This window comes from Mycobacterium kansasii ATCC 12478 (genome assembly GCF_000157895.3).
Lineage (GTDB): Bacteria > Actinomycetota > Actinomycetes > Mycobacteriales > Mycobacteriaceae > Mycobacterium > Mycobacterium kansasii.
In genome coordinates, this window is the sequence record NC_022663.1 from 1,409,243 (window position 1) to 1,431,313 (window position 22,071).

General features: G+C 62.7%; 18 protein-coding genes and 3 rRNA genes. 3 read left to right on the top strand and 18 right to left on the bottom strand.

The annotated features are described in order from the left end of the window. The first annotated feature begins 54 nt into the window (after positions 1–54). Entirely contained in the window at positions 55–1,572 is a 1,518-nt protein-coding gene (locus tag MKAN_RS06015; protein WP_036392864.1) for a DNA-3-methyladenine glycosylase 2 family protein, read from the top strand. Beyond that, complete coding sequence (locus MKAN_RS06020; RefSeq protein ID WP_023366219.1) at positions 1,569–2,066, top strand: methylated-DNA--[protein]-cysteine S-methyltransferase; 498 nt, start codon at positions 1,569–1,571, stop codon at positions 2,064–2,066. Before MKAN_RS06015 ends, MKAN_RS06020 begins: the two co-directional genes overlap by 4 nt. Before the next feature lie 53 nt (positions 2,067–2,119). Here MKAN_RS06020 and rrf read toward each other — a convergent pair. The 4 genes from rrf to murA all read right to left on the bottom strand — a co-directional run bounded on the left by rrf (position 2,120) and on the right by murA (position 8,769). Then, positions 2,120–2,233, bottom strand: a 5S ribosomal RNA gene (gene rrf, locus MKAN_RS06025). Positions 2,234–2,314: 81 nt separating this feature from the next. Further along, positions 2,315–5,421, bottom strand: a 23S ribosomal RNA gene (locus MKAN_RS06030). Positions 5,422–5,697: 276 nt separating this feature from the next. Then, a 16S ribosomal RNA gene (locus tag MKAN_RS06035) occupies positions 5,698–7,228 on the bottom strand. The 16S, 23S and 5S rRNA genes sit together here, the layout of an rRNA operon. A 284-nt stretch (positions 7,229–7,512) precedes the next feature. Further along, positions 7,513–8,769 (bottom strand): UDP-N-acetylglucosamine 1-carboxyvinyltransferase, encoded by a 1,257-nt coding sequence (gene murA, locus MKAN_RS06040; RefSeq protein ID WP_023366221.1) that lies wholly within the window; start codon positions 8,767–8,769, stop codon positions 7,513–7,515. Between the two features lie 71 nt (positions 8,770–8,840). Here murA and MKAN_RS06045 point away from each other — a divergent pair, with 71 nt between their 5' ends. Beyond that, positions 8,841–9,443, top strand: coding sequence for a cob(I)yrinic acid a,c-diamide adenosyltransferase (locus MKAN_RS06045; protein WP_023366223.1), 603 nt, complete (start codon positions 8,841–8,843; stop codon positions 9,441–9,443). Positions 9,444–9,537: 94 nt separating this feature from the next. On the opposite strand, the gene MKAN_RS06050 is transcribed toward MKAN_RS06045, so the two are convergent. From MKAN_RS06050 to prfA, 14 genes are all read right to left on the bottom strand, one after another. Continuing rightward, the gene (locus MKAN_RS06050; RefSeq protein WP_023366225.1) at positions 9,538–9,981 is read right to left on the bottom strand and encodes a DUF2550 domain-containing protein; all 444 of its coding nucleotides are present in this window, start codon (positions 9,979–9,981) and stop codon (positions 9,538–9,540) included. Positions 9,982–9,988: 7 nt separating this feature from the next. Next, entirely contained in the window at positions 9,989–10,354 is a 366-nt protein-coding gene (locus MKAN_RS06055; RefSeq protein ID WP_023366227.1) for a F0F1 ATP synthase subunit epsilon, read from the bottom strand. Between the two features lie 33 nt (positions 10,355–10,387). Then, complete coding sequence (gene atpD, locus MKAN_RS06060) at positions 10,388–11,857, bottom strand: F0F1 ATP synthase subunit beta (protein ID WP_023366229.1); 1,470 nt, start codon at positions 11,855–11,857, stop codon at positions 10,388–10,390. 29 nt (positions 11,858–11,886) lie between these two features. After that, positions 11,887–12,804 (bottom strand): F0F1 ATP synthase subunit gamma, encoded by a 918-nt coding sequence (locus tag MKAN_RS06065; protein ID WP_023366231.1) that lies wholly within the window; start codon positions 12,802–12,804, stop codon positions 11,887–11,889. 6 nt (positions 12,805–12,810) lie between these two features. Further along, positions 12,811–14,472: a F0F1 ATP synthase subunit alpha gene (gene atpA / locus MKAN_RS06070; RefSeq protein WP_023366233.1), complete on the bottom strand. Its 1,662-nt coding sequence runs from the start codon at positions 14,470–14,472 to the stop codon at positions 12,811–12,813. A gap of 62 nt (positions 14,473–14,534) precedes the next feature. Continuing rightward, entirely contained in the window at positions 14,535–15,875 is a 1,341-nt protein-coding gene (locus MKAN_RS06075; protein ID WP_023366235.1) for a F0F1 ATP synthase subunit B/delta, read from the bottom strand. Positions 15,876–15,881: 6 nt separating this feature from the next. Further along, entirely contained in the window at positions 15,882–16,406 is a 525-nt protein-coding gene (locus tag MKAN_RS06080; RefSeq protein ID WP_023366237.1) for a F0F1 ATP synthase subunit B, read from the bottom strand. 10 nt (positions 16,407–16,416) lie between these two features. After that, complete coding sequence (locus tag MKAN_RS06085) at positions 16,417–16,662, bottom strand: F0F1 ATP synthase subunit C (protein WP_003406686.1); 246 nt, start codon at positions 16,660–16,662, stop codon at positions 16,417–16,419. Positions 16,663–16,722: 60 nt separating this feature from the next. Further along, complete coding sequence (gene atpB, locus MKAN_RS06090) at positions 16,723–17,472, bottom strand: F0F1 ATP synthase subunit A (RefSeq protein WP_023366239.1); 750 nt, start codon at positions 17,470–17,472, stop codon at positions 16,723–16,725. Beyond that, a complete protein-coding gene (locus tag MKAN_RS06095) occupies positions 17,465–17,950 on the bottom strand; it encodes an ATP synthase subunit I (RefSeq protein ID WP_023366241.1) in 486 nt (161 codons plus the stop codon). The genes atpB and MKAN_RS06095 overlap by 8 nt, the downstream gene beginning before the upstream one ends. Positions 17,951–18,177: 227 nt before the next feature. Further along, positions 18,178–19,383 (bottom strand): UDP-N-acetylglucosamine--decaprenyl-phosphate N-acetylglucosaminephosphotransferase, encoded by a 1,206-nt coding sequence (rfe, locus tag MKAN_RS06100; protein ID WP_103797783.1) that lies wholly within the window; start codon positions 19,381–19,383, stop codon positions 18,178–18,180. Continuing rightward, positions 19,380–20,039: an L-threonylcarbamoyladenylate synthase gene (locus tag MKAN_RS06105; protein ID WP_023366245.1), complete on the bottom strand. Its 660-nt coding sequence runs from the start codon at positions 20,037–20,039 to the stop codon at positions 19,380–19,382. The genes rfe and MKAN_RS06105 overlap by 4 nt, the downstream gene beginning before the upstream one ends. After that, positions 20,036–20,884, bottom strand: coding sequence for a peptide chain release factor N(5)-glutamine methyltransferase (gene prmC, locus MKAN_RS06110; RefSeq protein ID WP_023366247.1), 849 nt, complete (start codon positions 20,882–20,884; stop codon positions 20,036–20,038). The genes MKAN_RS06105 and prmC overlap by 4 nt, the downstream gene beginning before the upstream one ends. Further along, entirely contained in the window at positions 20,881–21,954 is a 1,074-nt protein-coding gene (gene prfA, locus MKAN_RS06115; RefSeq protein ID WP_023366249.1) for a peptide chain release factor 1, read from the bottom strand. Before prfA ends, prmC begins: the two co-directional genes overlap by 4 nt. Between the last annotated feature and the right edge of the window lie 117 nt (positions 21,955–22,071).

The window sequence follows — 22,071 nt, forward strand, 5'->3', positions numbered from 1 at the left end:
TACGATGTCGCTTTCCCGCCAGCCATGTCGGTGATCAGGTGTAATTGTCGAACTGTGCACGAAGATTTCGAACGCTGCTACCGTGCGGTCCAGGCCAAAGACGCCCGGTTCGACGGCTGGTTCGTGATCGCGGTCTTGACGACCCGGATCTACTGTCGGCCCAGTTGCCCGGTACGGCCGCCGTTCGCGCGCAACGTGCGGTTCCTGCCCACGGCTGCGGCGGCCCAACAGGAGGGCTTCCGGGCATGCAAACGTTGCCGTCCTGACGCGTCTCCCGGTTCTCCGGAATGGAACATCCGCGGTGATGTGGTGGCCCGGGCCATGCGGCTGATCGCCGACGGCACGGTGGACCGCGAAGGCGTCACCGGGCTATCCGCCCGTCTCGGTTACACCCCGCGTCAGCTGCAACGGCTGCTGCGTGCGGAGGTGGGCGCCGGCCCACTGGCACTGGCCCGCGCCCAACGAATGCAAACGGCCCGGGTGCTGATTGAGACCACCGATCTGCCGTTCGGGGAGGTGGCTTTTGCGGCCGGGTTTTCCAGCATCCGGCAATTCAACGACACCGTGCGCCTGGTTTGCGACAGCACGCCGACGGCGTTGCGCAAGCGCGCTGCAAGCCGGTCGGGATCCGCCGAATCCGGGGCCGCCGTGCACCACGCTGGCCCGGCAGCGATATCCCTGCGGCTGCCTGCCCGTACGCCATTCGCCTATGAGGGCGTCTTCGGCCATCTGGCCGCCGGCGCGGTCCCCGGTTGCGAGGAGGTCCGCAATGGCGCGTACCGACGCACACTGCGACTTTCCTCGGGCAGCGGCCTGGTCACGCTGACACCGGCGCTCGATCATGTTCGCTGTCTGCTGGTACTCGACGACTTCCGCGATCTCGCGGCCGCCACCGCACGGTGCCGTCGGCTGCTGGACCTTGATGCCGATCCCGACGCGGTGGTCGAGGCACTCAGCGGGGATCCGGCGTTGGCTCCAGTGGTCGCCAACGCACCCGGACAGCGGATTCCGCGTACCGTCGATGAGGCTGAACTCGCGATACGGGCGGTGCTGGCTCAACAGGTTTCGACCAAAGCCGCGCGGACCCACGCGGGCCGACTTGTCGCCGCTTACGGGCAGCCAGTGCACGATGCCGCGGGCGGCCTTACCCACACCTTCCCGTCGGTGGAGCAGCTGTCGCAGATCGACCCCGCCCATCTGGCCGTCCCCGGGGCGCGTCGGCGCACGCTCAGCGCGCTCGTCAGTGGCCTTGCTGACGGGAGGATCAGCCTGGACGCCGGTTGCGACTGGACGGAGGCGCGCAGCCAGTTGCTGGCCCTGCCGGGGGTGGGCCCTTGGACGGCCGAGGTCGTTGCGATGCGCGGCCTGGGTGACCCCGACGCATTTCCTGCCGGTGATCTCGGTGTCCGGTTGGCCGCCAGACAACTGGGCCTGCCCGAACAACGACGCGCACTTTCCGAGCGAAGCGCCCGGTGGCGACCCTGGCGGTCATATGCCACACAACATTTGTGGACCACGCTCGAGCACCCGGTGAACCATTGGCCACAAAAGCCGCCGAAGGAAGTCGCATGATTCATTACCGCACCATCGACAGCCCGATCGGACCGTTGACTCTAGCTGGGCGCGGGGCCGTATTGACCAACCTGCGGATGGACGATCAAACCCATGAGCCGAACCGATCCGGTTGGTCACCGAATCAATGTGCCTTTCCAGCCGCAGTCGAACAGCTTGACGCCTATTTCGCCGGGGGCCTCCGCGATTTCGATGTCGACCTGGACCTGCGTGGCACAGAATTCCAGCAGCGGGTATGGAAAGCCTTGCTGACGATTCCCTACGGGGAAACTCGATCCTATGGAGAAATCGCCGAACAGATCGGTGTCCCGGGCGCGGCGCGTGCCGTCGGCTTGGCCAACGGGCGAAATCCCATCGCCATCATCGTCCCGTGCCATCGGGTCATTGGGGCCAGCGGAAAGCTCACCGGGTACGGGGGCGGGCTTGACCGAAAGCAAGCACTGCTCGAATTGGAGAAGAACCGCGTATCGGTCAATTTGACTTTGTTCGACTGAAATGAGCCCTGTCAATGCAAAAACACCCCCGATAAACGGGGGTGTTTTTGTATGTTCGGCGGTGTCCTACTTTTCCACCCGAGAAGGGCAGTATCATCGGCGCTGACAGGCTTAGCTTCCGGGTTCGGGATGGGACCGGGCGTTTCCCTGTCGCTGTGGCCGCCGTAACTCTATGTAAATTTGTATTGGTGGGGGGTGTGGACTCACGGCTGACACCGTGAGCGTGGAAAGTGGTTGCGATTATTTGTGTTGGTAAGTTTTCGGCCGGTTAGTGCCAGTTCCCTTCACTCATTACTGAGCTTCCAGGTCTGGCCTATCGAACCCGTGTTCTGCGGGGGGCCTTATCCCACCAAGTGGGTGAGAAGCCTGATCTTGGAGAAGGTTTCCCGCTTAGATGCTTTCAGCGGTTATCCTGTCCGAACGTAGCTATCCAGCGGTGCCCCTGGTGGGACAACTGGTGCACTAGAGGTTCGTCCGTCCCGGTCCTCTCGTACTAGGGACAGGTTTCCTCAAGCTTCTGACGCGCGCGGCGGATAGAGACCGAACTGTCTCACGACGTTCTAAACCCAGCTCGCGTGCCGCTTTAATGGGCGAACAGCCCAACCCTTGGGACCTGCTCCAGCCCCAGGATGCGACGAGCCGACATCGAGGTGCCAAACCATCCCGTCGATATGGACTCTTGGGGAAGATCAGCCTGTTATCCCCGGGGTACCTTTTATCCGTTGAGCGACACCCCTTCCACTCAGAGGTGCCGGATCACTAGTCCCGACTTTCGTCCCTGCTTGACTTGTAGGTCTCGCAGTCAAGCTCCCTTGTGCACTTACACTCGCCACCTGATTGCCGTCCAGGTTGAGGGAACCTTTGGGCGCCTCCGTTACATTTTAGGAGGCAACCGCCCCAGTTAAACTACCCGCCAGGCACTGTCCGTGAACCCGATTCAGGGTTCGACGTTAGGTGTCCAATACGATCAGAGTGGTATTTCAACAACGACTCCACCCCAACTGGCGTTGAGGTTTCACAGTCTCCCACCTATCCTACACAAACCGTACCGAACACCAATACCAAGTTGTAGTGAAGGTCCCGGGGTCTTTTCGTCCTGCCGCGCGTAACGAGCATCTTTACTCGTAGTGCAATTTCGCCGAGTCTATGGTTGAGACAGTTGAGAAGTCGTTACGCCATTCGTGCAGGTCGGAACTTACCCGACAAGGAATTTCGCTACCTTAGGATGGTTATAGTTACCACCGCCGTTTACTGGGGCTTAAATTCTCCGCTTCACCCTTGCGGGTTAACGGGTCCTCTTAACCTTCCAGCACCGGGCAGGCGTCAGTCCGTATACATCGTCTTGCGACTTCGCACGGACCTGTGTTTTTAGTAAACAGTCGCTTCTCACTGGTTTCTGCGACCGAATCCCGCTCCCACCGCAAGGGTGTTCACGGTATTCCGGTCCCCCTTCTCCCGAAGTTACGGGGGCATTTTGCCGAGTTCCTTAACCATAGTTATCTCGTACGCCTTGGTATTCTCTACCTGACCACCTGTGTCGGTTTGGGGTACGGGCCGTGTGTGTGCTCGCTAGAGGCTTTTCTTGGCAGCAGAGGATCACCGAATTCGCCTCAATCGGCTATGCGTCACCTCTCAGGATTTGTGAGCGACGGATTTGCCTATCGCTCTCCCTACTGGCTTGCCCCAGTATTACCACTGACTGGTACGGCTGCCTTCCTGCGTCACCCCATCGCTTGACTACTACCAGCGAAGGCTCCACGCAGCCCCAGACCTCCACGCCCCCGAAGGGGAGTGATCGATCCGGTTTTGGGTGGTTAGTACCGCTGATTCATCACGGGCGCCCACACACGGGTACGGGAATATCAACCCGTTGTCCATCGACTACGCCTGTCGGCCTCGCCTTAGGTCCCGACTCACCCTGGGCGGACTGGCCTGGCCCAGGAACCCTTGGTCTTTCGGCGGGCAAGGTTCTCACTTGCCTTATCGCTACTCATGCCTGCATTCTCACTCCCCCATCCTCCACCACCGGTCACCCGGCAGCTTCGCTGAATGAGGGACGCTCCCCTACCCAACCTTGCGGTTGTCGCGGCTTCGGCGGTGTGCTTGAGCCCCGCTACATTATCGGCGCACAATCACTTGACCAGTGAGCTATTACGCACTCTTTCAAGGGTGGCTGCTTCTAAGCCAACCTCCTGGTTGTCTCTGCGACTGCACATCCTTTCCCACTTAGCACACGCTTTGGGGCCTTAGCCGGCGATCTGGGCTGTTTCCCTTTCGACGTACGGAGCTTATCCCCCGCCGTCTCACTGCCACGCTATACACCACGGCATTCGGAGTTTGGCTGACGTCAGTAACCTAGTGGGGCCCATCGGCCATCCAGTAGCTCTACCTCCGTGGTGAAACACGCAACGCTGCACCTAAATGCATTTCGGGGAGAACCAGCTATCACGGAGTTTGATTGGCCTTTCACCCCTACCCACAGCTCATCCCCTCAGTCTTCAACCTAAGTGGGTTCGGGCCTCCACGCGGTCTTACCCGCGCTTCACCCTGGCCATGGGTAGATCACTCCGCTTCGGGTCCAGAACACGCCACTACACACGCTCGCGCGCGATACGCCCTATTCAGACTCGCTTTCGCTGCGGCTACCCCGCACGGGTTAACCTCGCGACATGTCCCTGACTCGCAGGCTCATTCTTCAAAAGGCACGCCATCACCCCACGAAAGGGCTCTGACGGATTGTAGGCACACGGTTTCAGGTACTCTTTCACTCCCCTCCCGGGGTACTTTTCACCATTCCCTCACGGTACTATTCCGCTATCGGTCATCGAGGAGTATTTAGGCTTACCGGGTGGTCCCGGCAGATTCACAGCAGATTCCACGGGCCCGCTGCTACTCGGGAATTGATACAAGGCAGGTGCCGGGTTTTCACGTACCGGGCTCTCACCGTCTACGGCAGACCATCCCAGGCCACTTCCGTTAACCACGACACTTTCTGACTGCCCCTCAGCCGGGTAGAGCTGAGACGTATCGATCCCACAACCCCGCACACACAACCCCTACCCGGTTACCCATGCGTGCGGTTTAGCCATGTTCCGCGTTCGCTCGCCACTACTTACGGAATCACTTTTGTTTTCTTCTCCTACGGGTACTGAGATGTTTCACTTCCCCGCGTTCCCTCCCGCACCCTATATATTCAGATGCGGGTAACACGACATCACTCGTGCTGGGTTTCCCCATTCGGAAATCCTCGGATCCACGCTCGGTTGACAGCTCCCCGAGGCTTATCGCAGCCTCCCACGTCCTTCATCGGCTCTCGATGCCAAGGCATCCACCATGCGCCCTTAGACACTTACAAACACAAAAACCAAAGAATAAAATTGCACAAAAGAACACGCTACCCGTAGGGCAACGCATCCATTTGATGCTCGCAACCACTATCCAATTCTCAAACACCACACCCCACCACCAAGATGGTGGGACAACTCTCGAACAGAGCCCGAGTGTTGCCTCAGGACCCAATAGTGTGTCTGGCTTTGCTTGTTGTCGTGCACCCGGCTTTCGTCCACTACAGACGAGAACCCCTCACGGCTTGCACCCCACTTGTTGGGATGCTTTTCGTGGTGCTCCTTAGAAAGGAGGTGATCCAGCCGCACCTTCCGGTACGGCTACCTTGTTACGACTTCGTCCCAATCGCCGATCCCACCTTCGACAGCTCCCTCCCGAGGGTTAGGCCACTGGCTTCGGGTGTTACCGACTTTCATGACGTGACGGGCGGTGTGTACAAGGCCCGGGAACGTATTCACCGCAGCGTTGCTGATCTGCGATTACTAGCGACTCCGACTTCACGGGGTCGAGTTGCAGACCCCGATCCGAACTGAGACCGGCTTTAAAAGGATTCGCTTAACCTCGCGGCATCGCAGCCCTTTGTACCGGCCATTGTAGCATGTGTGAAGCCCTGGACATAAGGGGCATGATGACTTGACGTCATCCCCACCTTCCTCCGAGTTGACCCCGGCAGTCTCTCACGAGTCCCCGGCATTACCCGCTGGCAACATGAGACAAGGGTTGCGCTCGTTGCGGGACTTAACCCAACATCTCACGACACGAGCTGACGACAGCCATGCACCACCTGCACACAGGCCACAAGGGAACGCCTATCTCTAGACGCGTCCTGTGCATGTCAAACCCAGGTAAGGTTCTTCGCGTTGCATCGAATTAATCCACATGCTCCGCCGCTTGTGCGGGCCCCCGTCAATTCCTTTGAGTTTTAGCCTTGCGGCCGTACTCCCCAGGCGGGGTACTTAATGCGTTAGCTACGGCACGGATCCCAAGGAAGGAAACCCACACCTAGTACCCACCGTTTACGGCGTGGACTACCAGGGTATCTAATCCTGTTCGCTCCCCACGCTTTCGCTCCTCAGCGTCAGTTACTGCCCAGAGACCCGCCTTCGCCACCGGTGTTCCTCCTGATATCTGCGCATTCCACCGCTACACCAGGAATTCCAGTCTCCCCTGCAGTACTCTAGTCTGCCCGTATCGCCCGCACGCTCACAGTTAAGCCGTGAGATTTCACGAACAACGCGACAAACCACCTACGAGCTCTTTACGCCCAGTAATTCCGGACAACGCTCGCACCCTACGTATTACCGCGGCTGCTGGCACGTAGTTGGCCGGTGCTTCTTCTCCACCTACCGTCAATCCGAGAGAACCCGGACCTTCGTCGATGGTGAAAGAGGTTTACAACCCGAAGGCCGTCATCCCCCACGCGGCGTCGCTGCATCAGGCTTGCGCCCATTGTGCAATATTCCCCACTGCTGCCTCCCGTAGGAGTCTGGGCCGTATCTCAGTCCCAGTGTGGCCGGACACCCTCTCAGGCCGGCTACCCGTCGTCGCCTTGGTAGGCCGTCACCCCACCAACAAGCTGATAGGCCGCGGGCCCATCCCACACCGCAAAAGCTTTCCACCACAAGGCATGCGCCAAGTGGTCCTATCCGGTATTAGACCCAGTTTCCCAGGCTTATCCCGGTGTGCAGGGCAGATTGCCCACGTGTTACTCACCCGTTCGCCACTCGAGTGTCTCCGAAGAGACCTTTCCGTTCGACTTGCATGTGTTAAGCACGCCGCCAGCGTTCGTCCTGAGCCAGGATCAAACTCTCCAAACAAAAACCCCTCGATAACGAGGCGAATTTACAATCAGAGATACCTGACAAGACGCCAATTACTGGCATCTGAATATGCGACTACGCCCCACACGGGGAGTGAACGGCGTAGCCAAAAAAACAACAACAAACAATTACACCAAACACACTATTGAGTTCTCAAACAACACGCTTGCTTGTCTTCACCCGCTTCGGGGCAACCCTGCCAGCTTAATACGATTCTGGCGGCTTGGTCAAGCCCCGGTTCCGGCCAACTTTGAGAAGATGACCGGGGCTGCCGGGCGTATCTAAGAGCATACCCTCTCGACCTCGGCGCCGAGACTGACCAGGTTCTCGACGAACAACGGATAGCCGCGGTCGATGTGGAACACGTCGTGAACCTCGGTGTCACCATCTGCGACAAGCCCGGCCAGGACCAAGCCAGCCCCCGCCCGGATGTCCGAGCACCAGACGGGCGCACTGGATAGCTGTGGCAGGCCCCGCACAACCGCGTGGTGGCCGTCAGTGCGCGCGTCAGCCCCCAGCCGGATCATCTCTTCGACGAACCGGAACCTCGCCTCGAACACATTCTCGGTGATCATGGAGGTACCGTCGGCGATCGATGCCAACGCGATCGCCATCGGCTGCAGGTCGGTCGGAAAACCGGGGAACGGCAAGGTCGCAACGTTGACGGCCTTCGGGCGTTCGTACTGCACGATGCGGAAGCTGTCATCGGTCTGGGTGACGGTAGCGCCCGCGTCGTGCAATTTGTGCAGTACCAGTTGGAGGTGTGACGGGTCGATGCCCGTCACGGTGATGTCGCCACGTGTCATCGCCGCGGCGATACCCCAGGTGGCAGCGACGATGCGGTCCCCGATCACGCGATGCTCGGTGGGGTACAGCCGCGGGACGCCGGTGATGGTCATCGTCGGCGAACCGGCACCTTCCACCTGCGCGCCCATCTGATTCAACATCGTGCACAGGTCGACCACGTCGGGTTCCCGCGCCGCGTTGTGAATGGTGGTCACACCCTCGGCCAATACGGCAGCCATCAAGATATTCTCGGTAGCTCCCACTGAGGGAAACTCCAGCTGAATCTCCGCACCGCGCAAGGTTTCTGCCTGGGCCACCACGCACCCGTGCTCGATATTGCACCGCGCACCCAGTTGCCGAAGACCTGCCTGATGCATATCCAGCGGCCTCGAACCGATCGCATCGCCGCCGGGGAGAGCGACCTTGGCCCGTTTGCATCGCCCGACCAAGGGTCCCAGCACGCAGACCGAGGCCCGAAACTGGCGCACCGCGGCGAAGTCGGCGTCGTACTTCGGTTCGTCTGGTGAGGTGATGCGCGCGACATCGCCGTCGAGCTCCACGGTGGCACCCAGCCCACGCAGCACTTCCGCCATCAGCGGCACATCGAGGATGTCCGGGCAGTTGGTGATTGTGCTGGTGCCTTCGGCCAGCAGTGTCGCGGCCATAAGCTTGAGAACGCTGTTTTTCGCGCCTCCGACGGCGACTTCGCCTGACAACCGGTTACCACCAGTCACCATGAATCGCTCCGCCACCCGGGTCAGTCTAGTGAAGCGCTATCGGCTTGTCAGTCGGCCAACCAAGTGCGCCCGGTACCGTTTTTGCTATGGCTGTGCACCTGACCCGCATCTATACCCGAACCGGCGACGACGGTACCACCGGGTTGAGCGATTTCTCACGGGTCCCGAAAACCGACGCTCGCCTGGTGGCGTACGCGGATTGCGACGAGGCCAACTCCGCGATCGGTGTGGCCGTGGCACTGGGAAACCCGGACCGCCAGCTGACCGACGTGCTGCGACAGATCCAAAACGATCTGTTCGACGTCGGCGCGGATCTGTCCACCCCCTTGAAAAAGCCGGCGGAAGACTCCTCGCACCACGCGCTGCGAATCACCCAGACCTACATCGACCGGCTCGAAAAGTGGTGCGACACATACAACGAGGCCCTGCCGGCACTGAATTCCTTTGTGCTTCCCGGCGGTTCGCCGCTGTCGGCCCTCCTGCACGTCGCCCGGACGGTGGTGCGCCGAGCCGAGCGGTCGGCATGGGCCGCCGTTAGCGCCCATCAGGAAGGGGTCAGCGTCCTACCGGCGAAGTACCTGAACCGGCTTTCGGATCTGCTCTTCATTCTGTCCAGGGTGGCCAACCCGCGAGGTGACCTGATGTGGCGGCCTGGCGGTGGCTCCGGAGAAGACAAGCCCGAGAAGTAAGGCCGCACAGCTATCCAGTAGTTGCCCGCCCTCGCCGGCCGTCGCGGCCACCCGTAGATCGCTTCGGGCGCTTGAACTTTCGAAGTTGACGAGGCTAGACACTGCGGCGTCGTGCACGCGGTGAAGGACGCGACTCCAGCCACGACAGGAACGCGGTCAACGCCCCCTTGTCCAACGCGATCTCGTACCCCGACCTGCGATCCTGGGTCGCGTCACGCAGTTCCAGAACGACGATCTCGTTTGTCATGATGTCGAACTCATCGCCGCGTGGTGCGCGCCGGGCCACGATCTCGACGCCTCTCCTACTAAGCCGGCGATCCGGCCACAAGCGCAGGCTGGACAGCCGGTAGAAGGCGGCTTCGGCACCGCGGTAGCGGATCACGCCGTGATGCCAACCGTGACCTCCGACCGCGGGGATATCTCGCATGATTCCCGCGGTACCGCCACGGCGTAGCTTCCACAGCCGGTAACTCAGGGCGAGCACGGCAACACCCAACAGGACAACGAGCACGACCATGCCGACCATGGGCACGCTCATCGACGTGTCAGTCGATCGCGCCGATAGCGCGCAATCTCGCACGTCCCTTGGCGGCGATCCGGGGATCCTCGGACTCGGCGTCGTGTTTGGCGGCGCTCTCGTCGATCTCCGACTCGAATGCCGCGGATTCGGCGAGAATGGTGACTCCGTCTTCGGTTACCGACATGAACCCGCCGTCAACGGCGACGCGGAGATCCTTGTCGTCCTCCCGCTCCAGACGAACCATTGCGTCGTCGACGAGCTGGGCCACCAGCGGAATGTGGTGCGGCAGGATGCCGATCTCACCGACGGTGGTGCGGGTGAAAAGGAATGTCGCCTTGCCGGACCAGATCTTGCGGTCGACAGCAACGAATTCAACGTTCAATTCCGCCATGGCACACCACCTTTCAGCTCGGTCCGATGCTCGTTACAGCTTTGCACCGAGGCTTTCCGCCTTTTTCGCCAAGTCGTCGAGGCCACCGATCAGGAAGAAGGCCTGCTCCGGAACGTGGTCGAATTCGCCCTTGGTCAACCGGTCGAACGCCTCGATGGTTTCCTTCACCGGCACCGTCGAACCCGGCTGACCTGTGAATTGCTCGGCCGCCATCATGTTCTGCGAGAGGAAGCGCTCGATCCGCCGCGCCCGTCCCACCAGCTGCTTGTCCTCTTCGGACAGCTCGTCGATACCCAGAATGGCGATGATGTCCTGAAGGTCCTTGTAGCGCTGCAGGATTCGAATGACCTCCTGAGCAACCCGGTAGTGCTCGTCACCGACGACGCCGGGGTCCAGGATGGTGGAGCTCGACGCCAGCGGGTCGACCGCCGGGAAGATGCCTTTGGAGAACACCGCACGCGACAGCTCGGTGGTGGCGTCCAGGTGGGCGAACGTCGTCGCCGGCGCCGGGTCGGTGTAGTCGTCGGCGGGCACGTAGACCGCCTGCATCGACGTAATGGAACGCCCGCGCGTGGAGGTGATGCGCTCCTGCAACTCACCCATCTCATCGGCCAGCGTCGGTTGGTATCCCACCGCTGACGGCATCCGGCCGAGCAGTGTGGAGACCTCCGAACCGGCCTGGGTGAACCGGAAGATGTTGTCGATGAACAACAGCACGTCCTGGCCCGCCTCGTCGCGGAACCACTCCGCCATGGTCAACGCTGACAGCGCGACCCGCATACGGGTGCCGGGTGGCTCATCCATCTGGCCGAAAACCAGTGCGGTGTCCTTCAGCACGTTGGCTTCCTGAAGCTCGACCCACAGGTCGTTGCCCTCGCGGGTGCGCTCCCCGACACCGGCGAACACCGACGTACCGCCAAAGTTGCGGGCGATGCGGTTGATCATCTCCTGGATCAGCACCGTCTTGCCGACGCCGGCGCCACCGAACAGCGCGATCTTGCCACCACGCACGTACGGGGTCAGCAGGTCAACAACCTTCAGACCGGTCTCAAGCATTTCGGTCCGGGGCTCCAGGTCCTCGAAAGCCGGCGGCTTGCGGTGAATCGACCAGTGCTCGAAGTCTGCTCCGTAGCCGGGCTCGTCCAGACAGTTCCCCAGCGCGTTGAAGACGTGGCCCTTTACCGCCTCACCGACCGGCACCGAGATCGGCTTGCCGGTGTCGGTCACCTCGACTCCGCGGACCAGTCCGTCGGTGGGCTGCAGCGAGATGGTACGCACCAAATTGTCGCCGAGGTGCTGAGCCACCTCCAACGTCAGCGTCTTGGCGAGTGACTCGAAGTCGATCTCGGCATGGAGAGCGTTGAACAGCTCCGGGATGGAGCCGCGCGGAAACTCGACGTCGACGACGGGGCCGGTAACCCGCACCACCCGGCCGCTGGTCTCCGAGCGCTCCGGCTTTTTCGCCTTGTCGGTCTTTGCGTTGGTGTCAGTAGTAGCAGCCATAATTTTCTTCGCTTCCTCGTGGGGGCTACCTAGCGGGCGTCTGCGAGCGCATTTGCGCCACCGACGATTTCGCTGATCTCCTGGGTGATTTGGGCTTGGCGCTCGCGGTTCGCCATCAGCGTCAGGGCCTTGATCAGGTCGTCGGCGTTGTCGGTGGCCGACTTCATCGCTCGTTGCCGCGATGCCAACTCCGATGCCGCGGATTCCAGCAGCGCGGCATACACCCGAGTGGTCAGGTATCGCGGCAGCAGCGACTCGAACAGTGTCGTCGCGTCCGGTTCGAAGGAGTAAAGGGTGCGCGGGGTGGGCTCTTCCTCGACGTATTCGACCACCATCGGGGCCATCCGGCGGGCCTCCGTTGACTGCGACAACATCGACCTGAATTCGGTGAAGACGATGTGCAGTTCATCGACGCCTTGATTGTCGTCGGTCTGCTGGCCTTCGCCGTTGCCAGTGCCCATCATGAACGCGTCGACCAAGGTTGACGCGATCTCCGCCGCATTTTCGTATTTGGGTTGCTCGGAGAATCCCGTCCACGACTCGGTGATATCCCAATGCCGAAACGTGTAGTAGGCCAGCGCTTTACGGCCGACAACGTAGAGAACCGGCTGCTTGCCCTCCTCCCTCAGCAGGGAGAACAGCTCCTCAGAACGCCGGAAGACGTTGGCGTTGTATGCGCCACACAGACCTCGGTCGGAGGACACCACCAACACGCCGGCTCGCTTCGGCTCGGGGCGCTCGACGAGTAGCGGATGGTCGAGCGCGGCGTCTGCGGCCAAGGTGGTGAGCATCTGCGTGATCTGCTCGGCGTAAGGCCGGGCGGACCCGAGTCGAGCCTGTGCCCTGGCTATACGCGACGTCGCGATCAGCTCCTGGGCCTTGGTGATCTTCTTGATCGAGCCGGCCGAGCGGATCCGCCCGCGAAGTTCACGAAGTGTGGCAGCCATTGGTTGCTACTTCTTCTCTTTCTTTTCTTTCTTCGGCGCCGGCTTGTGGACTTCCACCGCTTCCTTGCCGAGCTTTTCCTCGTCGAGAGCCTCGACATGCTCGTCGGGCACCACTGATCCGCCACCTGAGGGCGCGAAGCCCTTCTTGAAGTGGTTGATGACGTCGGTCAGCGCCTTCTCGGTTTCCTCGGTGAGCTTCTGGGTGTCGCGGATAGTGCTCAACAGCTTCTCTTCGGAGGCCCGAATGTGGTCCAGCAGTTCGGTTTCGAAGCGCCGGACGTCTTCGACCGGAACCGAGTCCAGATGACCTCCCGTGCCCAGGAAGATCGAGACAACCTGCTCCTCCACCGGCATCGGCTGGTACTGGGGCTGCTTGAGCAGCTCGACCAGTCGGGCGCCACGATCCAGCTGCGCTTTCGAGGTGGCGTCCAGGTCCGAGGCAAAAGCAGCGAAGGCTTCCAACTCGCGGTACTGCGAAAGGTCCAGCCGCAACGAACCGGCCACTTCTTTCATCGCCTTGATCTGTGCGGCGCCGCCGACACGGGACACCGAGACGCCGACGTTGATGGCCGGCCGCACGCCCTGGTTGAACAGGTCGGTCTCCAGGAAGCACTGCCCGTCGGTGATCGAGATGACGTTCGTCGGGATGTAGGCCGAAATGTCGTTGGCCTTGGTCTCGATGATCGGCAGACCGGTCAGCGAGCCGCCACCGAGGTCGTCGGACAGTTTCGCGCAGCGCTCCAGGAGCCGCGAGTGCAGGTAGAACACGTCGCCGGGGTAGGCCTCGCGCCCGGGTGGCCGCCGCAGCAGCAGCGAGATCGCGCGGTACGCCTCGGCCTGCTTGGTCAGGTCGTCGAAGACGATCAGCACATGCTTGCCGTCATACATCCAGTGCTGTGCGATGGCCGAACCCGTATAGGGCGCAAGCCATTTGAAGCCGGCGGAATCCGACGCCGGTGCCGCGACGATGGTGGTGTAGTCCATGGCGCCGCCCTCTTCCAGCGCGCGTCGGACAGAGGCGATCGTGGTGCCCTTCTGCCCGATGGCCACATAAACGCAGCGCACCTGCTTCTTCTCGTCACCGCTCTCCCAGTTCTCCCGCTGGTTGAGGATGGTGTCGACGCACACCGCTGTCTTGCCGGTCTTACGGTCGCCGATTATCAGCTGCCGCTGGCCCCGGCCGATCGGGGTCATCGCGTCGATGGCTTTGATACCGGTCTGCAGCGGCTCCTTGACGCTTTGCCGCTGCACCACGGACGGGGCCTGAAGCTCCAGCGCCCGCCGCGTCTCGGCGTCGATGTCGCCGCGACCGTCGATCGGCTGACCAAGCGGGTTGACTACGCGACCCAGAAACGCGTCGCCGACCGGGACCGAAAGAACTTCGCCGGTGCGCTTGACCTGTTGGCCTTCCTCGATGTTCTCGAAGTCACCGAGGATCACCGCGCCGACGCTGTGCTCGTCGAGGTTGAGGGCCACGCCGAGGACGCCGCCCGGGAACTCGAGCAGCTCCTGCGTCATCACCGAGGGCAAACCTTCGACGTGTGCGATACCGTCGCCGGCATCCACCACGGTGCCGACCTCCTCGCGGGCGGTGTCCGAGGTGAAGGAGCCCACGTACTCTTCGATCGCGCTCTGAATGTCATCAGCGGAGATTGTCAACTCGGCCATGGCTTTTCGTCTTCCTACTTCGGATTGTGCTGACTAGTACGGGTTTCGGTCGGGCTTCGTCATTAGTCGGGTAGCTGAGCCTCGGCTGCGGCCAAACGAGACGAGAGCGTACCGTCAATCACCTCATCACCGACCGCAATGGACAGGCCGCCGAGCAGTTCGGGGTCGATCTGTAGCTGCACGGTGACGGGGTGGCCGTAAATGCGGCTCAACACGTCGGTGACCCGGTTGCGCTGCGCGTCGGTGAGGTTGGCCGCCGCACTGACTTGCGCGACGACTTCACCGCGACGAGCCACTGCAACTTCGGCTAGCAGCAGTACCGCGTCTTCGGCCGGCTGACCCCTCAAGAGTTCGACCGTCTGGGACAGCAACGAGAGCGCGATCGGATTCACGCTGCTGCCGGCGCGGTCGAGTACGTTGCGCAACAACCGGACACGGCCTTCGGGAGCAGCGACGTAATCGCCGAGCAGGATGGAAAGTCGAGGCTGGGCATCGAGGATGCGCGAGAACCGGAACAATTGGTCTTCGACTTCGTCGACCTGACCCTCGCGTTCGGCGATTTCCAACAGGGCTTGCCGCGACACGTGCTCGATGGCGTCGATCAAATCGGAGTTCGCCGACCACCGCTCGGAAACAGCTGCCCGCAACACCTCGAGTGCGGCATTGCCGACCTTGCCGGAGACCAGCCGCTCCAGCAGCCGCACCCTGGGTGTCGCGTCTTCGGCCGGCACGGTGAGGTAGCGCGTGACCACGATTTCCCGATCCAGCAACTTGGCAACCGATACCAGCTCGTCGGCGAGAGTTGACAACCCATCATTGTCGAGGCCCTTGGCGAGCGTGCCGAATTTGTCGACCAGGCTTTGCAGCGCCCGTCGGCTGGCCGATCGCATCTTCGCCGCGACCGGATATTCGACTTCGGCCGCCGCCGGCGCCATAGCGTCGAGTTCGTCCAGGAAGCGGTCAACCGTAGCCGACCGCTGGGCCGGCTCGGCAACGTAGTTGCGAACCAGCTCCCCTGCCTGGCGCACGGATTCGTGGCCGAGCTCCAGGCGCAGCTGACGGGTCAGCTGCGTGCGGAGTAACTCGACCTGACGAGCTCCCTGAACTCTGATACGGTCGGCCTCGACCTCGGCTTGGGCCCGCATTTGTTCGGTGATCCGCGTGGCATCCGTCTTGGCCTCTTCGACCACCCTTTCAGCCTCCGCGGTCGCGGCTTCCACTGCTTTGCTGTGCGCCGCCGTCGACTCGGTCAACCGGTCGGCCGCAGCGGCCGAATCAGCCAACTGCTGGCGCACGGTCTGCTGCCGGGCACTCATCAGGCGCCGCACGGGCGGCACAACATAACGCCACACCAGAAACACGATGGCCGCGAACCCGACCAGCTGTCCGATGAATGTCGACATGATTGACTACCTCGTCGCGGCCGAGGTGGTGACGTCGACGCCCAGTACCCGACTGGCCAGCGTCGCCGACATCGTTCCCACATTGGCGCGTAGATCCAGTTCCACGGCGTCCCTCTCGCGCTTCAGTTGCTCGTTGGCCGTTTGCAACGTCGACGCCACTTCTTGTTCGGCACGGGCGCGCGCGTCTTCGACGGCCTTACGACCTTCGGCCCGCGCGTTGTCGCGGTAGGACGACGCCTGGACTCGGGCTTTCCTCATGGCCTCTTCGTAATCGGCCTGGGCAGCGGCGAACTGCTCGGCCGCCTTCTTGCTGTCGGCCAATGTCTTGGCCACCATGGCGTCACGTTCCCGCAATACCTTGAGGATCGGCGGCACGACGAAAGTGCCGATGACGCCGAGCACCACCAGGAAGATGGCCAGCACGAAGAAAAAGGTGCCGTTGGGAACGAGGAAGTTTTGGTTCTTGCCGCCTTCTTCCGCCCCCGACGCTGCCTGGCCAGCGGCCAGAACAATCGAGTTCAGGTCACCCATCGCAGCCGAATTACTTGACGGGCGTGGCGAAGACGAACAGCGCCATGAACGCCAGGTTGATGAAGTAGGCAGCCTCGACCAGACCGACGGTGATGAAGAACGGGGTGAACAGCCGTCCTTGCGCCTCGGGCTGACGGGCAACACCGGAGATAAGCGCGTTACCGGCGACGCCGTCACCGATACCGGCGCCGATCGCGCCGCCGGCCATGATCAGTCCACCGCCGATGAGGGCGCCGGCAGCGATAGTGGGGTCCATTCCTTTTATCCTCCTTGATGACTCTGGTTGCGGTTGACCAGGTTTCGTTAGCGGTGCGGTTTAGTGATGTTCCTCAAGCTCCATCGCTTGGCTGAAGTAGAGGATCGTCAGCAGAGCGAAAATGAACGCCTGGATGGCGCCGACGAACAAGTCGAACGATTTCCAGATCGCATTAGGCAACCACATGACATACGGCGGAAACAGTGCGATCAGCGCGACCAGGATGCCGCCGGCGAAGATATTGCCGAAAAGACGAAGCGACAACGAGATCGGCTTGGCGAGCTCTTCGACGACGTTGATCGGCGCGAGGATCGCCACGTGCCCCTTGAGCAGCTTGATCGGGTGCCCGACGAGACCCCGGCGCCAGATGCCGGCCGCGTGATAGCAGACGAAGACGAACAATGCCAGCGCCAGCACGTAGTTGATGTCGGCAGCGGCCGGTTTGAGCAGCTCGGTGGTCTGGCCGTTCTTGTCGGTGTACTGCACCGGGAGGACGGAGAGCCAGTTGGAGATCAGGATGAACACGAAGATGGTCACCGCCAGCGGCAACACGAACGGTGCGATCCGCATACCGATGGCGCCTTCGACCTGATTGCGCATCTGGATCGTGATGGCCTCGAAGAACAATTGCACACCGCCCGGCACATCCGTCGACGTGACTTTCGAGCGCAGGTAGAACGCCAGCGCGATGACGATCACCGCGGCGATGGCCGTCGAGAGGATGGTGTCGGTGTTCACTGTCATACCGAGCCAGGTGGCGGTGTGGTGCTCGCCGACCTCGATCTGAGCGGCCAGGATCGACTCAGTCATCGCTGGGGCTCCTCACTTCCGTCCCTTCAGATGCCGTCAATACACCGCCGTCGTCACTGGAAGAGCCCCCACCGGCGCGGAGCTTCTTCCAGACCGGCAACGCGGTCGCTGCCACCAGCAACACCTGGAAGAGCGCGAGTCCGAACACCACCCCCAACCCGGCGGGCCGGAAAATGTAGGCCACGATCAGCCCGAGAACAGTGATGATCGCCAGCCTCGACGCGGAGTTAAGGGCCATCGAGCTCTTCAGCGGATGCTCTCTTGCCGTGATCGACTCGACCGAGCGCCGGACCAAGAGGGCGTTGAGCAAACCCAGCAGCAAGCCGACACCCAAGAACACCCCGACCATCAGGTGCCCGCCTAAACCGGCGACGAGCATCGCCGCCGCGGTCAGTACAACGCTGATGACCAACAAGCGAACCGGGCGGAAAGCAACAGAGGGAAACACCAACGGCGCGTCCTGCGCTGGTGTCGTCACTGCAGCACCTCAATCCCGGGTAGACGGAGCGGAAAACCACCGATCGACTGAGCGGTGGCCCGCCGAGCGTATCGCAAGGGTCGCGGTGGAATCACCCAAGGGGTAGCTCCCTGTGTCGGTCGTCGATCGGCGTGGTCGGATACCCATCCGACAGGCCGGGTGGCCGGCAGCCCGCGAGATTCTTTGCGGGGTTCTAGCAGCACCGTACCACAAGGTCAGCGCCACTACTACTCGTCGTCGTAGTAGTCGCGGCGGCGCAGCAGCGGGATCGCGGTCGCGATGCCGGCGATGACGATCGCGCCCAGCATCACCGCCGCGGTGTGGCGTGGGTCGAAGAAGATCGTGCTCGCCGCGCCGAATGCAACGATGCCCACCCATAGGTAGATCAGCAGCACCACCCGACGATGAGAATGACCGATCTGCAGCAGCCGGTGGTGCAGGTGCATCTTGTCCGGACTGAAGGCGCTACGGCCCGCACGGGTACGCCGAACGATCGCCAGCAGCAGGTCCAGCATCGGCACGAACATGACGGCCACCACGAGCAGAAACGGTGACAGCAGAGCAAACACATCGCGTGCCCCGTAGGCGTTCTGCGAGATCGGGCCTGCTGCGGTGGTGGAGGCGGCGGCCAGCATCAGCCCGATCAGCATGGAACCGGAATCACCCATGAAGATCCTGGCCCGGTGAAAGTTGTGCGGCAGAAAGCCGAGGCATGCCCCGGCAAGCACCACCGAGATCACGGCAGGCGGGTAGAACAGCACGTCACCGCCGTGGTCGCGAAGCAGGCCCACCGAGAACATACAGATCGCCAGCGCCGTGATGAGGCCAAGCCCGGCCGCCAGACCGTCGAGGCCGTCGACGAAATTCATCGCGTTGACGATCGACACGGTCAACGCCAGGGTGAGCAGGATCGAGGACGCTTGGTCCAGCACGATGGTTCCGACGCCACCCACCGGGATGTAGAGGACACTCCAGGCCACCCCCATGGTGACCAGCACGCTGGCGGCGGTGATCTGACCGGCGAACTTGGTCAGCGCGTCAAGGCCCCAGCGGTCGTCGATGAGACCGATCCCCATGATGACCGCACCCGCGACGAGCACTGCGGGCATGCCGGTGGAATAGACGAACCCGCGGGTAAGGGCGGGAAGCTGCGAAGCAAGGAAGACCGCGGCGACAACGCCGAGAAACATCGCCAGTCCCCCCATCCTGGGGGTCGGCGTCACGTGCACGTCTCGTTCGCGCGGGTAGGCGACGGCGCCCAGCCGGGTCGCCAGCACCCGCACCGGCCCCGTCGCGAAGTAGGTGACGATCGCAGCGGTCAGTCCGACCAGGGCGAGCTCACGCAGCGGGACGCCCGCGCTGCGAACAGAAAGTGCGAGCAAACCACCGGCAAGGCTGGTCACATCGCTGGACACCTCGAGACCGTACTTCAGGCGATCAGGGTGGCCACGTCCACCCCGAGCACTTCGGCGATCCGTTCCGCGCTCACCGGACCCGGCCGCAGAATGCGAGGGGTGGCTCCGGTCAGGTCGACGATCGTCGAGGCGGCCTGCTGCGCAGCCGGTCCCCCATCGAGATAGACGTCGACGCGGTCACCGAGTTGCCGGCGCGCCTCGCCGGCGTCCACCGCGGCAGGCTGACCCGAGACATTGGCGCTGGACACCGCCAGCGGCCCCACCTCACGCAACAGTTCGATGGCGACCGGGTGCAGCGGCATCCGCAACATGACGGTGCCGCGCGCATCGCCGAGATCCCACTGCAGCGATGGTGCTTGCACCACGACCAAGCTCAGCGCTCCGGGCCAAAATGCGCGAATCAGTTCGCGCGCCCCGGGCGGCACCGAATAAACGAGCCCCTCGATCGTGTGCCAGGAGCCGACCAGTACTCCTACCGGCATATCGCGCCCACGCCCTTTCGCCGCGAGCAACGCGTCGACTGCGCTGCGGTCGAAGGCGTCGGCGGCGACCCCGTAGACAGTGTCGGTCGGCATGACAACCAGCCGGCCCGCCTTGAGCGCCGCGACCGCAGCGGTGATTCCGCTGGATCGCTGGCCGGGGTCGGCACAGTTGAACAGCTCGGCGGGCGTCATGATGTTTCCCGCCTGCCGGCCGTCACGAAGCGGGGCCGTCCGGCCAGGTCTTTGCGTGCCACGATGGTCTCGAAAAGGCCCGTGCTGCTGATGAATTCGACAGTCAATCCGGAAGTGGTGTCGTCGTGCTCGACGGCCAGCAGGCCGCCGGGACGCAGCCAGCGGCCGGCCAGCCGCACCACGTGCGCAATCACCGCCATCCCGTCCGGGCCGCCGAACACGGCGTGTCGCGGATCATGTTGGGCTACTTCGGGTTCCACAGTGGCATTGTCTGGAACATAGGGCGGGTTGGCGATGACCAGGTCGACCCTCCGGTCGAGGTCGGGCCGCAAGCCGAGTGTGGTGACGTCGGCTCGGATCAGTTCGACGTTGCTGCCCTCGGCGTTGCGGCGGGCGTATTCCAAGGCTGCTTCGGAGTCGTCGAGGCCGATGATTCTCGCGGCCGGCCGGTGCCGGGCCAGTGCGACCGCCAGTGCGCCGGAACCGGTGCACAGGTCGACGATGACCGCTCGCTGCGGAAGTGGTTGCGCGGTGGCCCACTCCAATAGCGCCTCGGTTTCCGGGCGCGGTATGAACACACCCGGGCCCACACGCAGCTCCACCGGGCCGAACGACACCGTCCCGGTCAGATGCTGTAGCGGCACCCGCCGCGAGCGGGCGGTGACGATGTCGTGGTATTGCGCGAAGAACTCAGCACCGGGGGCGTGGTCAAGCACGGCAAGCAAACCGCGCTCGGTGCCCGTCAGATGAGCAGCCAACTGCTCGGCATCCCAACGCGCGGAGTCGATCCCGGCTTCGGCCAGCAGGGCCGCAGCCGAATCGATCGCGTGGCGCAGCGAGGTCATGACCGTTGTAACCGGGCCTGCTTGTCCGCGGCAGCGAGTGCGTCGAACAGCGCATCCAGGTCGCCATCCAGAACCTGATCGAGATTGTATGCCTTGTAACCGATTCGGTGATCGGTGATCCGGTTCTCCGGGAAGTTATAGGTGCGGATGCGCTCGCTGCGGTCCACCGTGCGGATCTGGCTGGCCCGATCCGCAGAAGCGTCGGCCAGTGCCTGCTCCTCGGCCATTGACTGCAGCCGGGCGGCCAGCACCTGCAGGGCGCGGGTCTTGTTCTGCAGCTGGGATCGTTCGTTTTGGCAGGTGACGACGATCCCGGTGGGTAGATGGGTGATCCGCACCGCGGAGTCGGTGGTGTTGACCCCTTGGCCGCCCTTGCCCGAGGAGCGGTAGACGTCGATGCGCAAATCCGACTCGTCGATCTGGACTTCGCCCACTTCTTCGGGTTCCGGGTAGACCAGCACACCGGCCGCCGATGTGTGTACGCGCCCTTGGGATTCGGTCACCGGGACCCGTTGTACCCGGTGTACTCCACCTTCGAACTTCATCCGCGACCACACGCCGTCGACTGAATCACCTTTGCTCGCGATGGCCAGCGTGGCGTCCTTGTAGCCGCCCAGATCCGAGGTGGTCTCATCCAGTACGGTCACGGTCCAGCCGCGCCGCTCGGCGTAGCGGATGTACATCCTGGCCAGGTCGGCGGCGAACAGCGCCGACTCCTCGCCTCCCTCACCGGATTTGACTTCGAGCACGATGTCGTCGGCGTCGTGCGGGTCGCGCGGCGCCAGCATGTCGGTGAGTTGGGCATCCAGTTCGGCTACCCGAGCCTCCAATTCGGCGGCCTCGGCTACGAACGAGTCGTCGGAGGCGGCCAGCTCGCGCGCGGTTTCCAGGTCTTCCCGAGCGGCTACCAGTTTGCGGTGAGTGGCGACGATCGGTGCAAGCAACGCAAATCGGCGTCCGGCCTTGCGCGCCGCACCGGGGTTGCTGTGCAACTCCGGATCGGACAGCGCGTGCTCGAGGTCGGCGTGTTCGGCCAGGAGGACGTCGATCGTGTGCACCGGTTGCGTCATGTCACACCTCCTGCCAGCTCTGCACCATGCACCCGGCGACAATTACGGGCCCGGTAGTCCGCGGGGAGTCTTCCCGCTTTGCCGGACCTGGGCGTATACCCCCATGAGGCCGGGGCA

Coding starts and splice junctions, on each gene's coding strand:
- prmC (WP_023366247.1), bottom strand. CDS start 20,884: ATGACCTCGCTGCGCCACGCGATCGATTCGGCTGCGGCCCTGCTGGCC.
- atpB (WP_023366239.1), bottom strand. CDS start 17,472: ATGACTGAGTCGATCCTGGCCGCTCAGATCGAGGTCGGCGAGCACCAC.
- MKAN_RS06055 (WP_023366227.1), bottom strand. CDS start 10,354: ATGGCGGAATTGAACGTTGAATTCGTTGCTGTCGACCGCAAGATCTGG.
- atpD (WP_023366229.1), bottom strand. CDS start 11,857: ATGGCTGCTACTACTGACACCAACGCAAAGACCGACAAGGCGAAAAAG.
- MKAN_RS06020 (WP_023366219.1), top strand. CDS start 1,569: ATGATTCATTACCGCACCATCGACAGCCCGATCGGACCGTTGACTCTA.
- atpA (WP_023366233.1), bottom strand. CDS start 14,472: ATGGCCGAGTTGACAATCTCCGCTGATGACATTCAGAGCGCGATCGAA.
- MKAN_RS06105 (WP_023366245.1), bottom strand. CDS start 20,039: ATGACGCCCGCCGAGCTGTTCAACTGTGCCGACCCCGGCCAGCGATCC.
- MKAN_RS06080 (WP_023366237.1), bottom strand. CDS start 16,406: ATGGGTGACCTGAACTCGATTGTTCTGGCCGCTGGCCAGGCAGCGTCG.
- MKAN_RS06045 (WP_023366223.1), top strand. CDS start 8,841: ATGGCTGTGCACCTGACCCGCATCTATACCCGAACCGGCGACGACGGT.
- MKAN_RS06085 (WP_003406686.1), bottom strand. CDS start 16,662: ATGGACCCCACTATCGCTGCCGGCGCCCTCATCGGCGGTGGACTGATC.
- MKAN_RS06075 (WP_023366235.1), bottom strand. CDS start 15,875: ATGTCGACATTCATCGGACAGCTGGTCGGGTTCGCGGCCATCGTGTTT.
- MKAN_RS06050 (WP_023366225.1), bottom strand. CDS start 9,981: ATGAGCGTGCCCATGGTCGGCATGGTCGTGCTCGTTGTCCTGTTGGGT.
- MKAN_RS06065 (WP_023366231.1), bottom strand. CDS start 12,804: ATGGCTGCCACACTTCGTGAACTTCGCGGGCGGATCCGCTCGGCCGGC.
- prfA (WP_023366249.1), bottom strand. CDS start 21,954: ATGACGCAACCGGTGCACACGATCGACGTCCTCCTGGCCGAACACGCC.